Consider the following 14,753-nt stretch of genomic DNA (forward strand, 5'->3'; position numbering starts at 1 on the left):
ATGCCTATTGCTGCTGAACTGACCATCGACAATACAGCCACTGCGCTGGACCTAGCACAGAACATTTTTGGTAGTGGCGTTGTCGTTAACTCGGCGACGATTACCGGTGATGGCTTGCAATCGGGCATCTATTCTGGTGCCGATGTAACGCTTGGAGATCTGTCAGTTTCCGACACAGGAATTATCCTGTCGACGGGCAATGTTGCTGACTTCACGAATAGTTCAGGTACTACAAATACGAACACTGATGCAGGCGTTTCAACCGGTTATAACGGAGCTGGCGATGCACAGCTTGATGCAATAACGGGGCAATTGACAGAAGACGCAGTGGTGCTCGAGGCGAACTTTACGCCCACAGGTGACTATATCACCATGCAGTTTTTGTTCTCGTCAGAAGAATATCTCGAATTCGTGTCTTCTGGAGTGAATGATGCCTTTGGCGTTTGGGTGAATGGCACTTATGCTCCGTTTACACCTGCTCCGAGCGATCTGGTGTCTATCGATACCATTAATACGACAGCGTCATCTAATCTGTATGTCGACAATCCTGACTTAAGCGATCCATTCAACACTGAAATGGATGGCGCTACAATTGCATTGTCTATTAAAGCACCTGTAAACACAGGGGTCGCAAATACGATAAAGATTGCGATCGCGGATGGTGGCGACGATGAATATGATTCAAACGTTCTGATTGCGGCTAACTCGGTACAAACCATCGCGCTCGCATTCGACAATAGCGTCGATATGCTGCCGAATTCATCAATTACTGTCGATGTTTTGGCAAATGACATCGATCAGACTGGCAGTGGTTTATCTATTGTTGAGATCAATGGAACCGCGATTGTACCCGGCGCAACGGTTACTTTGCCGAGCGGTGAAGATGTCACGCTGAATCTTGATGGTACTCTGACGATCGATAACGATGGGGACATTGGCGAGGAAGCCTTCACCTATAAAGTGATTGATGGCGCCGGAAATACAGATGTCGGCTTTATCAGCATCAATACAACGAACACTCCGTTAAACTACATTGTTGAAGGCGATGCGGGCGATAACCTGATAGATGCGAGCTACGTTGGTGATCCAGAAGGCGATCAAATCGACAATGGCGACGACTTGAACGGATCAAACGATGACGTTGTTGTCGGCGGCGATGGCGATGATACGATCCTTGCTGGATTGGGCGATGACCTCATAGACGCTGGAGACGACGATGACAGCGTAAGCGGCGGCGCTGGGAATGATACGATAGTTGCTGGCGCGGGCGATGACTCGGTCTATGGTGGCAGCGGCGATGACTTTATTTCCGCAAGCTCTGGCATGGACACGCTCGAGGGCGGGCTTGGCCAAGATACGATCCATGGCGGGGAAAACGCAGATCTAATTTCAGGCGGCGACGGCGACGATGTACTGTTCGTCGGCCAAGGAGATACCGTCACGGGCGGCGATGGGGATGATCTCTTTAACATCGTGTCGCTAGGAGAAATCGCAACCAACGCAATTACGGTGACGGGTGGTGAGGGCGATGAAACGGACGGCGATACGCTTAACCTGAACGGTCTGCATGTGGCGGGCTCACTCAAACTAACAGACCCCGATGACGTAAACGGGGGCTTGAGCGGCTCTGTTTTGTTGTTGGACGGAACGGTTGTTAACTTTTCCAACATCGAGAACATCATTTGCTTTGTTGCTGGAACAGAAATCGCAACGCCCTATGGGGGCCGTGCAATCGAAAGTTTGAAGATTGGCGATGATGTTATCACTCAGGACAACGGAATTCAGAAAATCCGCTGGATTGGCACGACGACTGTTCCCGCAATGGACAAGTTTGCTCCGATCAAGTTCAAAAAAGGCACGTTCCTAGGATCGAAAGGTGATCTCATTGTGTCTCCGCAACATCGGATGCTGTTCAAGGGGTACGAGGCAGAACTGCTGTTTGGAACAAATGAAGTTTTGGTGCCAGCCATTCATCTGGTGGATGATAACAGCGTTGTTCGTAACCCAATGGAAACAGTAACCTATGTTCACATTCTGTTTGAGCAACACGAAATTATTTTCGCGCAGGGCGTGGCAACCGAAAGCTTCCATCCGGGTTCGTATAGTGTCGATGCCTTGGCCCCGAAAGCGCAGGCTGAACTGTTTGAATTGTTTCCAGACTTACGCAGTGACATTTCAAACTATGGCCATTGCGCTAGAATGAGTTTGAAGGCGGTAGAAGCCAAAGCGCTGATGCACTTCTAAACACCGTCATTTGATCGTGTGACTGCGCCTAATTTGACATCACAAACGCGTAGTACGGCTGTGCAATGTTGTTTGTTCAACTGAATTGCTCAAAAAGATTTAAATTTGCGCCATCTTTGTTAAGATGACGGAAGTTGGCCTTCAAAGTTCGCGCCAATTAATAGCTTAGGTTAGGATTCTATAAAGTCGAAAAAAACGAGGTATGAGTTGTGCTAGTTGTTGGCAGTGTTCTTATAGTTGATGACCATGAAGATTTCCGGATGATCTTGTCAGCGGCTTTGTCCGACTTTTGCTTAGTTCAAACCGCACCAAGTGTTAAAACAGCTCTAGAGATGCTAACCAAGTATCGGTTTGATCTTTTGATACTTGATATAAGTTTAACAGATGGTGAAGGTTTTGACATTGCCAAGAGTGTAAACGCTCAAGCAGGTTATGCGCCCTCCATTGTTTTCATGACCGGCTATTCCGAAAAGAACGCGCGCGAAATGAGTTGGAAGCATATGGCCGAAGACTTTGTGACCAAGCCATTCAACATTCATGATTTTAGCAACAAAATCAGAAATAAACTCAAAAATATTCAGGTCCTTCGCGAACGATACAAGAGCGTGCATGAAGTAGAAGAAGGGACCTTTTCGCTTTCACTTATCGGATGTGACGCTGAAGGGAAAAAGGCAAAAGAACTTCAGTTCCTAGACGACTTGATTAGGCAGTTCTCCATTGGGTGTTCTGATACAGAGCTTGGCGTTGACGCCGTTGCCAAAGAAATGGGCTTAAGTCGGCGCTGCTTTCAGCGATATCTTGCGAACGCAACGGGAGAGAGCTTTTCCACGCTCTTGCGGCGGTTTCGCACCCGTTCCGCAGAGGTGCTCTTGAACCAAGACTATTCGGTGAAAGAGGTCTCGCTGATGTGCGGGTTTAGTTCTGCATCGTATTTTTCGACAAGTTTCAAACGTGAATTCGGTCATAGCCCAAGAGAGCATCGTCAGAACCTGGCAGAAGCGTAAATCATCAAAAATTTGGGGGGTAGGGCCATGTTGAAGGCAATTGGAGTTTTCGTTGCTTTGGTTTGGGCGTCTTCAATCAATGCCCAAAGCAGCGCAGAAAAGATGCAGATCGAATTCCATACGTTCTGGCGCACGCAAGGGGAGCGCGATGCACTGCAAAGTCTTGTTGAGAGCATTGAGCCGCTGAACATTGACGTAAATGTCGTTGAAAGCCCGTCATACAACGATTTGCGATATGAAATTTCAAAACGAATTGGGCTAGGGTACCCGCCAGAAATCACCCATTGGCTCGGGGGAGAGGATCTCGAAACAGTTGTTCGAGATGGTTTGACGTTTCTCGATCCGGGCTTTGCGGACAAGAAGCAACTTCGCGACAAGATTCACCCTGAAGTGCTCTCGAAAATCACCGTCGGTGAACACATCTATGCAATTCCTGTGGGGATTCATCTGCAAAGCTCAATCATTTACAACATGGCGCGCCTGAAGCAGGTAGGTGTTACCACAATTCCTAAGACTTGGGACGAGCTGGCCGATCTTAACAGCAAACTGCAAGCGAGCGGTGAGATGGCCTATGCGGGCACCTCCGAACCTTGGGTTTTGCTCGAACTTTTCAATGGGATACTGGCTTCAATTGGTCAACGCGCAGCTATTCATGCGCTACATGGCGAGTTTGATCCAGACGGAAAACTGCTTGAGCAGCTAGAAGCGGCGATGTTCCAGTTCTTAGAGCTCGTCAGAATTTCTGACAGCGAAAGTAACGGGCGCAATTGGGCGGACATGGTCAAAATGGTGATTGATGGCGAGGCCGCTTACACAATCATCGGTGATTATGCGTGGTCTGAAATAAACACCCATAGCGTGGGCGATCTTAGCACCTACAAATGCGCGGGACTTCCGGGCTTGCATTCGGCGTATTTTGGCACCGACATTTTTGTGGCTTTCGAAACATCGCTACCTGGCTGGAGAGAGCAATATGGAAATTTGCTCGACGCAATTCTCGAAGAAGAGGCGCAATATAGATACCTACAAAAGAAGGGAGGGATTTCTGTTGTCAAAAACCTTGATCCCGCTGGTTTGAACCCTTGTTCGAAAGCATCTCTGGAACGCTGGAACCTTGATCCGAATGAACGGTTTTCCTCTCCTGGAACGCGGGGCAAAAACTCAACGGCTTTGATTAGTTCCATACTTGTACAAACGTGGGAAAACCCATCCATCTCTGCCAAAGTTGCTGCTGAACTGATGTACAATACCGTTGAGCGGGGTCAGTGATTTTGAGGGTGTTTTCGCGAGGCAAGAAAAACAAACCCAAGTTCACGACCCCGTCCGAGGTTGCTAAGTACACACAGCGATCTTTGAGGAATTCCATCCTCTGCTCAGGGTTCGTTCTCATGGCGTTTTCGGCTTTGGCTTTTGGCGTAAATAGCGCGCTGACAACAGTCTTGCATCTTGATCGTTTGCAGCGCGTGCAGTGGAAGAAATTTGATGATCTTACCGAAAAATTCTCGTTTCTTTTTACACTGGACACAAGGAAGTCCAGCTCAACCACCGCAGCCGTCACCCGAGATACCAGAAGGCTCATTGAAGAGATAAAGGAAACCGAAGTTGAGCTTCATGGCTTGCTGTCAAATATCTTTGTCGTAACGAGACTGTTTATCCCCAAAGAAATTCATTCCAGTTTCTTTGATCTTGATGAAGCCGAAATCGCAACCTTTGAAAAAACTCAACAGCTTTTCGAAAACGAAACCCTGTTGAAAGGCGTTGCCAACATTGCCCAGCTCAAGCCCGTTGAAACCTCTTTTATCCAAAGCGCCCCTTGGGATGGGCGTTTTGACCAACAAACTAAAACGCTTGAACGGGCGCTCGCACGGTTGGCAACCTTAGAAAGCTCTTTGCTCATCGCCAGCGCAGCGATATTGGTTGTGTTGCTTGCCCTGTCGTATCTGATGGCGTTTCGACCAAGCTTTGCATTTTTGAACCGATCCCTTGAACGGCAGGCCGATACCATCAACGTGAGAGAAGGGTTGATTTCGCTGAGCCGCGCAATCGCTTCTGAACCAAGCAACCCCTCGGGTACAATTTTTGACGACGTAAAGTTGCTTTCCGAGCTTTCAAAACGTCACGGTGGCTTAAAGGGAATGGAGTTTTCGACAGCCTCCAAAATGGACCAGATTTCCAGTGAAACGGTGCCAAGCGTTACATCTAGCGAGCATGTTTCAAACAATGACCAATTGTATTTGGTTGCGAGCTTGCCCGTCGAAAGTGACTTGCTGCGCAATATTGCGCTTCCCTACATGGACGTTCTTTCACAGCAGCTAAGATTGCGAGATGAACTCAAGATCCGTCATCGCGCAGAGAATGACCGCGACAAGTTCTTGGAAATATCCTACGCGATTTTGGAGAATTTTTCGGATCCTGTTTTGGTCTTTAAAGACGATCTTGTGATCATGGCAAACCCAGCGGCTTGTACGCTTCTTAACTCAACACAGCTTGCCCTGACTGGCGTTGATATTAACGCGATTAACCTGCTGCATGATCATTGTCTTGAACACAGCGTTCCGATTTCCAGCCTCGCGCGGTTAGGAGAGCGCCCCAGCGAGACCAGTCTTTTCAACTACCATGGTGGCAAAAAGTTTGAATGGCGCATGTTAGAGCGGGCAGGGACCGACCAAAAAATACTGATGGCAAAAGACGTTACAGAAATTTTGCGCGATGCCACGGCGTCAGAGCAAAAGCGCAAACTTGAAACGCTTGGGAAAGTTTCGGGGACTATCGCGCACGATATCAACAATTTCTTGGCCGTTATTCAAAATACGCTTGAGCTGGTCACGCTCGAGCCGTCGCTTGCTCCGACAACTCGCAAGTTTCTCGACGCTGCTCAGCGCTCATGTGACAACGCTGTCCATCTGAACCGAACGCTCGTCAGCTACTCTCAGAAACAAGACCTCGTCGCAAAGCGCTTGCGTGTTTCGCACGTCATTCCAGAACTCCAAAGTTTCGTAAACTCAAGCTATTCCGACATCGACCTTGTTGTTGACATCAAAGACGATCCGGAAGTTCTTTTGGATCAGGCGTATCTTGTGAGTTCTTTAGTCAACGTGATCAAGAACTGCGCGACTGCAATGAACGGCACAGGGCAGATCACGTTAGAACTTTCGCTCTCGCAAGGCGAATTCTTACACATAAGCCTGCTAGACAGCGGACCCGGATTTTCCCAAGTCGCGTTAAGAGAAGCCACTCAACCCTTTTTCTCTGATGGTAAGATTGGAACGGGGCTTGGCCTATCTTCTGTCGAGGGCTTCGCACTTCAATCTGAGGGCTGGATAGAACTGCAAAACTCAAAACAAGGCGCTCAAGTCGATCTATTCTTTCCAACCCTTAAAACGTTGTCAAAGGCAAAGTCGAAAGAAGACACGAATGGCCCTGCGAGCGTAAAGAAGGCTGAGAAAGATACACAACACCTATTCTTGTTGGAGGATAACATCGACCTCGCAAGCTTGATTCAATCGTATTTTGGCAACTTGGGGTACACGCTCGATTGCGCTCATAACATTCAAAATGCCTTGGAGGTGTTAGAGCATTCAGACGTGACTTACGATGCGATGATGTTGGATCTTGTCTTGCCGGACGGAAATGGCATTCAGGTTGCGAGCAGTGCCAGTAAGAAAATGCCAAATATCCCAATTGTGTTTATGACAGGCTATGGTGATGAAGTATTGAAAAATTCAAAAATCGACCATGATTACGAGCTGGTCCAAAAACCCTTTGTGCTTTCAAATTTGAAAGAACGTGTCGACGGCATGATCCGCGCAAGGTTCAGTGAAACATTGAATTGACCCGATTCAAACTGCGGCCTTTATGAAAAGGTCCGATGTTTATTTAAAAATGAGCCAAAAATACCTGAAACTGTAAGATTTCAATCATAGTTGGCCGATATTAACAGCCTCCGCTTAAGCTCTAACCACGATGTTACAATGTATTGGAGTGGCCTGTGGAGCGCATATTTGAAACTTCTCTCACGCAAGATTCTCTAAGAGAACCTGCGAAACGATCGGACACTTTAAATTCCGACACGCCCGTGACCATGCTCAAAGCATTTGGAATTCCAAGTTCTTGGAAGGTTTTCACCAAACGCGGTGAAGTTCAATGCGGTGATTTATCTGTTGATGACATCATCATCACGCGTACTCAGGGCTATACATCGCTGTTTCATCTGCTTCACTACACAGACGTGGCACAAGACTGCGCACAATCGATTATGCGCTCTGTTGCGTTCAATATGCTTGGCTTGACGTCAAATCGTCTGGAAGATGCGCGGCCATGTGCCAAAGAGCGCAGTGTTCCAAATGTAAGGTTGCTCGGCGACTTGGAGGAGGGGGCGCAAAAAAGCGAAAGCAATTCTTCGCGTCAGAACGCCTTTTCAGTGCTTGTTTTCGAGCGTCCCCAAGTTGCAATTCTCAACAACGGCTTTGTTCGCTGCCCGTCAATCCTCTCAGTCTACAGTTCGGCCTTCGGTCTGTGAAAGCAGACTGAATCCCGGGATCACCCTGCCAAAGAAGCGCGAACAGGAGGAGTTTTAAACAATGTTAGAAACGAGTTTCAAAGATGACGAATACGACGTCGTCACGCAGCCTTTGGTATCCAAGTCCGACCCGCTTACGCCCGTTGCCAACAAAATGGTTTGGAATGTCCCCAACTTCCAACACGACATGCTTTGGCGCGACCCCCAGGTCCAAGTGGTCGAACTTGAACCAGAAGACGCTGCCATTGCGTCCTCCCCCGCACTGGCAGCGCTTCTGGGCGGAAGCATTGGAGGGGCCGTCGCAGGGATTTGCTTGTTCGCGGCAGGCTTCGGCTTTTTGCTTGCCTTTTTGGTCTATCTCGCGATGCCTTTAATGACGCTTGGCACCGTCCTTTTTCACGCGCTCTTGCGATAAGTATCGCAGCAAATGCATAGGTTTTTGCCTTGTTGTGATTTGGCGCGTGGCGCATAGGTCATACGACAAATTGACTATACTGAAGGCGAGTTCTGGACACGCCGACTGTTTTGTAAGGCGCTGCCAATAAAAGGTAAAATGGAGGTGTTTCACAATTTTTAGTGTCGAAGGTGATGCCTATTTCGGGAGCGGAAACTGGCTTCCCTCGGTATCACATTCAAGATCCTCATTTAGGGGTCTTTCCAACGCTTCGGTGGTGGCTTCACCCATTGTCTGACGTGCTTGCGCTGAATAGATTTTGGCGCGCCATAGTGTATTTGGATTGCTGTTGCGGATTGGTGTCTTGATTGTGTGACTTTGCGGTCATGTTGGCTGATGCTGCAATGTCCGTCTCATGTTGCCAACGTTTGAAACGAACGTCTCTGGAACATGATTGTAAAATGGACTGCGGTCCGTCCCAAGGATTTTCGGTAAACGCTTGAAAACACTGGAGGCGAGTACCGGAAACGAACCGGTGTACGCGGATTTGCGATCCGCTGCACGTGAAAATCACAGGTGAACATGTAATCACTTAAGTCACTATATATATTGCATAAAGCTGAAAAATCCGTGTATAGTTGAACATAGATACACGTCCTTACGCTTGTGATTTATGTGACTAAAAAGAGACTGAAGTGAAGCTGCGCTTAACCGACATCGCTATCAAAAAGCTCTCGCTACCGACGAAAGGGCAGGTGACCCACTGGGACGAAACTACTCCCGGCTTTGGTCTGCGTTGTTCGACAAAGAGCAAGTCCTTTGTCATCATGTTCGGAGAGAAGCGGCGACTCAAGACCTTGGGCCGCTATCCCGACTTGTCACTGTCTGAGGCACGTGCTCAAGCCAAAAAGTTTTTTGTCGAATACGAGGAGGGCGGTTTTGCGCCTTCTCAGCCCGTGGTGACATTCCAAGAAGCAAAGTCACAATTTCTGATCGATTGTGAAGGACGTAACAAACCCCGCACTGTCGCTGACTATCGTCGGCTCTTGAACAAGCACTTCAATTTCACAACCGCCGTGAAGGAAGTGAGTAGGGCGCAAGTGATGAAAGTGGTCTCAGGTCTCGCATCCACTCCATCTGAACAGTCCCACGCATACGTCGCTATCCGTACCATGATGAATTGGTGTGTACGGCATGGATTGGTTGAGTATTCAGTTGTTCCACCCGTGAAGCAAAAGACCTCTGAGCGCGACAGGGTGCTATCCGACGATGAGCTGCGCCAAGTATTCAAGCGCGCTCAAGAGACACCTTTCCCGTTTGGACCCATCGTTCTGCTTCTTGTTCTCACAGGTCAGCGCAGAACTGAAGTTGGGCAACTGAGACGATCATGGATTTCTGATGGTGAAGTGGTATTCCCCAAGGGCTTTGCAAAGAACAAGAGAGAGCATCGTTTTCCACTCTCACCGATGGCTCAGGCAGTAATCACGCAACTTCCAGACACAGGTGACCTGCTGTTCCCAGCGGCAACTGATTTCGAGAAACCATTCACCACGTGGGCATGGCACAAGAAGCGTTTCGATGAAGCGCTTGTGGACGTTAAGCCCTACACCTTACACGATCTTCGGCGGACCTTTGCAACGGTTCATGCTCAGATCGGTACGCCAATTCATGTTACAGAAAAGCTACTCAATCATGTTTCTGGAACGATCAGTGGCGTGGTGGCAGTGTACAACCGCCACTCATATTTCGAAGAAATGAAAGAAGCTGTACAAAAATTTGATGACTACCTTGGGAGTTTGTAGGTCAAAAGGCCGTCACCGATACCTGCGAGGAGGTGCGTTCATGGGCAGTATCATCGGCAACCGATGCCCAGCTTTGAAAGCATTCACCATATGGTCTTTTTTTATCATATACATAGCAACAGAGTGATCGAGACTATATCCAATCACCCACATGGTTTCAGTCCCAAAATCGATGACTACAGGAGCATCCAAATCACACCACTTCTTGAGAAATCTGCAGTCGTAGAAATGCATCTCAAACACCGCAGCTCCGGTGGATCTCAGGCGTGTACTGTGCTCCAGGGCCTCTTTGAATTGCGGTAATGTCGTCTTAAGTCTTAGGCCATCAACAACCCAGCACATGTTTTTGTGAAATTTGGTGCGAATTTCCACTTCTTCACGTTGGATAGCAGAGTGTTGAAACTCAAGCACTAATCCATGAGGCGTCAGAACGTCGGCAATATGCAACTCGCCATTCTCGTCTCTTCGCCCTTGCTCTTGCCATCCTTCGGGGAATTGGTTTTTCCAATTGCGATGCCATTCTTTCTCTGGCTCCCACCAGTGGTCACAGTGCTGCTTACTTTTATGAGCCCAATGCCAGACTCGAATTTTCCCGCATCTTGCTATTCCGCTGCTTCCACAAAATGGGCAGGTCGCGTGAAGCCTCGGCTTGGGCTCAACTCTTTGGCCATCAATTTCTGCAAATCTCATGTGTATTGATCGCTTCGTATGGTGATAATAGTGACAAGATAATTCAACTTCTGGTAGATATGGTGGCGCTCGGACCGAGGTTCAACCTCAGCTCGGGGCATCGCGATGCTCCTTACTCAAGGAGATATCGTGATGAAAATACTGTCGAAGAAGGCGCTAAAAGAGTTAGTTCATTACTCCCCGCAGCACGTCGCTCGACTCGAGAAGGCAGGCAAATTCCCTAAGCGGGTAATGCTGGGCCCGAATCGTGTTGGATGGGTGGAACAGGAAGTCTTGGACTGGCTTGAAGAGCGACTACTTGCTCGAGAGTAAACACATGCTTCTTTGGAGCATGGGCGGCCCGAGGTGCACACTCGGGCCGTCATTTCAGAGTGATTTCAGGCGGGTTATCACTTATCGATACAGTAAGAATATTTGAGGCGTAGGTATGAGTAGAAAAGTAAGAAGAATAATCATTCAAGATGAACCGACAAAGACGGACTTGTTTCATGGTGGTGGGCATGAACGGACCGCGCACTCACTCTCGCGGGCAATCGTCAAGTTCGATGACGGGGATCGTGCAATCGGCCTTGATGGTTCTTGGGGTAGCGGTAAATCTAGCGTTGTCGAAATGGCAGCAAGGAAGCTGAAAGAGCAAAACGGTAAAGGCAAGAAGACGTACCACTTTTTTACCTTTGATATCTGGAAATCTCAGGGTTCAGGGTTCCGCAGATCATACTTAGAACACTTCATTACGTGGGCTAAGCAAAACTTCCCAAAGAAAAGACCTTACCTCGACGATATTGAAAAACAAATTCAGGGAAAAACAAAGGAAATTGAAACCAATAATCAGCCTATCCTTGATTGGTACGGGGTTTGCGTACTAGTTTTCTTACCCTTCCTTCCTTTGTACTATTTCTGGGCGAAAAGCGCGTTCGATACTATCAACAAGAACCCAGAATTAAGTCTATGGAATTTCCTAGGAACTCCTCCTTTTCTCATCCTGCTTGGTTTCTTGGTAATCACTCTGGTTTTGGCGGCATATCGCATTGAGCCCAAAAAAGGCGAGAAATGGTGGTCAAGCTACAGAACTTCGATATCCAGACTACTGCTCATCAGTTCACGTCAGCATCAAGACCAAAAAGTTGTTCAAAGAGTCCGCGAAATTGACCCTAACGACTACGAATTTCACTCGACCCTTCGAGAAATCTTGAGTGTTGTTCAAACCGAGACAGACCGAGTTGTTGTCGTCTTGGACAACATTGACAGGCTTCCTCGAAAAGAAATCAAAGAGTATTGGGCCTTGGCGCGGTCAATTTTCTCACGCACGCAAGGAGAACACTCCTCGGGAAAAAATGCCGACATAACCGCAATCGTGCCTTATGACCGCAAACTCATCGAAGCAAATGTCAACGAAGATGATGATGTAGAGGAGACTGAAGGCGACCTTACTAGTCTTGCTTCTCGGGAACTTTTCTCAAAGACCTTTGATGAGATCTTGGTTGTGGCCCCACCTGTGCTTTCAAACGCAAGGGAGTTTTTTGCTGACAAGCTAGAGGAGGCACTCCCTGAACAAGTTTCAGCAGACGACAGGTTCAGAACCTATCGAATCTTCTGCGAGCTGTTGAGCGTGGAAGGTGGGGTTACGACTCCACGCCAAATCGTCTCGTTCGTCAATGACTTGAGTAGCTTGTATGAGCTACAAGATGGAACGTATGAACTTCCAACAGTTGCGGCGTTCATTGCTCATCAAGATAAGCTGAGTATCAACCCATCAATCCTCAATAGCGAAAACGGCTTGAACGCCAAGATTGCTCGCCTGACTGCAAATCCAAAGCTTGTCGAGCACCTGGCCGCGATGGTTTTCAATGTTGACGAAGAACTAGCTTTTCAAATCCTGCTTGATGATGAGATTGCGTCCGCCTTTATCGCTGACGACGCCGAAGACTTGATCAAAATCTCCTCTGCGCCCGGCTTTGACTATCGGGTCGATGACGTTCTTCAGGACAATATCGACGAATGGACAAGTACTGGCGATTTGAAGCATGCGATTAGCAACGCATCGGACCTGTTGGACAGATATATTGGCGACGCGAAAGACTACATCACTCGAGCGGTGCTAGACGGTTTCAAGAAAGTTGAAAGCATCTCTGTCGAGGCAGAAGAGTACCTTGCTTACATGCCCATTTTCAAGTTGGCCGCGAACGGTTCACTCAACTCAACGGTCAACCATTTTACCAAAGCCGCGATGAAAAGTGTGAACGCACAGGAAAACCCGAGCTATTCGACGGGGACGAATGTTTCGAAGTTTTTGACTGCTAGTGATGACGCTCTATCGGACCTCCACGGCCACGATGCTTTGAAGAATTCTTTGCGTGGTCAAAAGCTGCCTATGTCACCAGATTTTGTTTTTGGCTTGAGCGCGACCATCGCAGAAAGTGGTTTCAAACTGGCCGATTTTGGCACCGCGATAGTCCCGAGAACCAATGTATCAAGAACCTTTGCTTCGATGTTTGGCGGAGATGCTGACGCTGATTATTTCGAAACTGAGTTTCCCAAATACCCAACACAAGCACGGAAGGCGCTCATACAGTTCGAGGAGTGCAAGCTCCTTACCGATGATGAATGGGTAAAACTAGCAAACGCCTGCTTGTCTGAATGCAAGGAAGTAGAGTTAGACGAAGGAAACGCCAAGCAACTGCTCGAAATCGTTTCACTAACATGGCAGCATGTAGTTGAGAAGAAGCGTTCAGACATTGAATTGGACGAATGTCTGAACGAAGGCGCGTTCTTCAGAAACGTGGGCGACGATGAGGAAGGCCAAGCACTGCTGCTTTTCCTTTGTAGAGAAAAACTCGGTGAATCCCTTTCTAACCCGACCACGCTTCAGGCCAATAATACGAGAACTGCCGATAGTTCGGATGCCTTCGTTGAATTCAACAGTATTCTCGAAGGTGACACTGATATCACTGCCATCCAAGCTTCGTTGATCGCTGTGAAAGCTATCGATAGTTTAACTGCATCTCGTTGGATGGAGTTCGGTGGCGAGAACCGCGAGCACAAGGCGGCTCGTGCAATCGTCGAGAACATGTTTGAACAGGAACGTCCTCCTTATCTGAAGTTTCCGTATTTCTTGGAGCAGTTTTCGTTCATCAGCAGCTTGATTTCGAAAGAAAGATTGCCTTTTGTCCTCCAGAAGTATGCGGCTCGTGCGACAGAGGATGACATTTCAAAGCTCAAAATGTCTGATGTCCCCAACGGCTTCCTGAAAGCAACTCACGCACTTGGTGAAGGCGATTGGGACACCTTTCATTCAAAAGTCGAGGAACTACTTCATGAGATCGACTCGAGCGCTTGGCCGGAACACATCAGGGCAATGGACGCGACGGTCGATGTACTTGTCGAGAAGCTGGGGTCTTCAGGCTGCAGATTAGATGGCGGCACATTCCGAGCTCCGTACATTGAAGTTGTGAGGGGCGTGCTTGCAGGGCAAATCGAGCTAGAAGCCAGTGATGGTGCACTGGATATTCTGCTAACCGCAATTGACGAGAAATATCACGAAGAGATTTGGCGGACGTTGCGCGAGAGTGTTTCTGGAGTGACTGGAAGCTCGCTTGCTGAGGCTGTGCGTTTGTGTCCCACAATAATTTCAAACATGGCGCAAAATGGTGGCCCCATATCAAAGGCTGAAAAAGACAATATACTTCGAAATCTTCTAATTCCTGCATTGGAAGGGCGAAACGCAGCCGCCTTAAAAATCTTTTCCAACATGAGCTACACGAAACTGAAAGACTTCCAAAATGTAGCGCAAGAGAGCACCAATAATGTACTTGCTGCGGCATGGGAAAGTTATTCAGAAGCTGACGTTGATAGGGACCTCAAGCGTTCTTTGAGTGAGGCGATATTTGGAAAGAGAAGAGCAAAGTCGTTTCTCGATCCAAGCTACTGGAACCCGTTCTTGAGCTAGCCGCATGATAGTTGAGAGTTGCGCATCCCTGTATGCGCAAGTTCACCTGTTTTGTATGCGCCAACAAGAAAGAGCATAGCGGAACACATTGGAACACAATCTCAAAAGGCCCGCGCGCGACATCTCGGGATTGACCCGCTATCGCTCTACCAAC

10 protein-coding genes are annotated in these 14,753 nt (G+C 48.2%); 9 read left to right on the forward strand and 1 reads right to left on the reverse strand.

The genetic code is table 11. The annotated features are described in order from the left end of the window. From ACRBCU_RS04570 to ACRBCU_RS04600, 7 genes are all read left to right on the forward strand, one after another. Positions 1-2,244 (forward strand): choice-of-anchor L domain-containing protein, encoded by a 2,244-nt coding sequence (locus tag ACRBCU_RS04570; RefSeq protein WP_431364185.1) that lies wholly within the window; start codon positions 1-3, stop codon positions 2,242-2,244. Positions 2,245-2,453: 209 nt separating this feature from the next. Next, positions 2,454-3,248 (forward strand): helix-turn-helix domain-containing protein, encoded by a 795-nt coding sequence (locus ACRBCU_RS04575; protein ID WP_431364186.1) that lies wholly within the window; start codon positions 2,454-2,456, stop codon positions 3,246-3,248. Positions 3,249-3,275: 27 nt separating this feature from the next. Beyond that, positions 3,276-4,517, forward strand: a complete 1,242-nt coding sequence (locus ACRBCU_RS04580; RefSeq protein ID WP_431364187.1) for an ABC transporter substrate-binding protein — start codon at positions 3,276-3,278, stop codon at positions 4,515-4,517. Between the two features lie 119 nt (positions 4,518-4,636). Beyond that, complete coding sequence (locus ACRBCU_RS04585; RefSeq protein WP_431364188.1) at positions 4,637-7,081, forward strand: response regulator; 2,445 nt, start codon at positions 4,637-4,639, stop codon at positions 7,079-7,081. Positions 7,082-7,329: 248 nt separating this feature from the next. Continuing rightward, a complete protein-coding gene (locus ACRBCU_RS04590; RefSeq protein ID WP_431364189.1) occupies positions 7,330-7,767 on the forward strand; it encodes a hypothetical protein in 438 nt (145 codons plus the stop codon). A 61-nt stretch (positions 7,768-7,828) separates the two neighbouring features. Then, positions 7,829-8,182, forward strand: coding sequence for a hypothetical protein (locus ACRBCU_RS04595; RefSeq protein WP_431364190.1), 354 nt, complete (start codon positions 7,829-7,831; stop codon positions 8,180-8,182). Between the two features lie 674 nt (positions 8,183-8,856). After that, the gene (locus ACRBCU_RS04600) at positions 8,857-9,963 is read left to right on the forward strand and encodes a tyrosine-type recombinase/integrase (protein ID WP_431364191.1); all 1,107 of its coding nucleotides are present in this window, start codon (positions 8,857-8,859) and stop codon (positions 9,961-9,963) included. Between the two features lie 12 nt (positions 9,964-9,975). On the opposite strand, the gene ACRBCU_RS04605 is transcribed toward ACRBCU_RS04600, so the two are convergent. Then, the gene (locus ACRBCU_RS04605; RefSeq protein ID WP_431364192.1) at positions 9,976-10,653 is read right to left on the reverse strand and encodes a competence protein CoiA; all 678 of its coding nucleotides are present in this window, start codon (positions 10,651-10,653) and stop codon (positions 9,976-9,978) included. Between the two features lie 132 nt (positions 10,654-10,785). Between ACRBCU_RS04605 and ACRBCU_RS04610 the strand changes: the two genes are divergently transcribed. Then, complete coding sequence (locus tag ACRBCU_RS04610) at positions 10,786-10,965, forward strand: helix-turn-helix transcriptional regulator (RefSeq protein ID WP_431364213.1); 180 nt, start codon at positions 10,786-10,788, stop codon at positions 10,963-10,965. A 115-nt stretch (positions 10,966-11,080) separates the two neighbouring features. Then, entirely contained in the window at positions 11,081-14,599 is a 3,519-nt protein-coding gene (locus ACRBCU_RS04615) for a P-loop NTPase fold protein (protein ID WP_431364193.1), read from the forward strand. Positions 14,600-14,753: the final 154 nt, after the last annotated feature.

It is taken from the genome of Planktotalea sp., assembly GCF_050633725.1.
GTDB lineage: Bacteria > Pseudomonadota > Alphaproteobacteria > Rhodobacterales > Rhodobacteraceae > Planktotalea.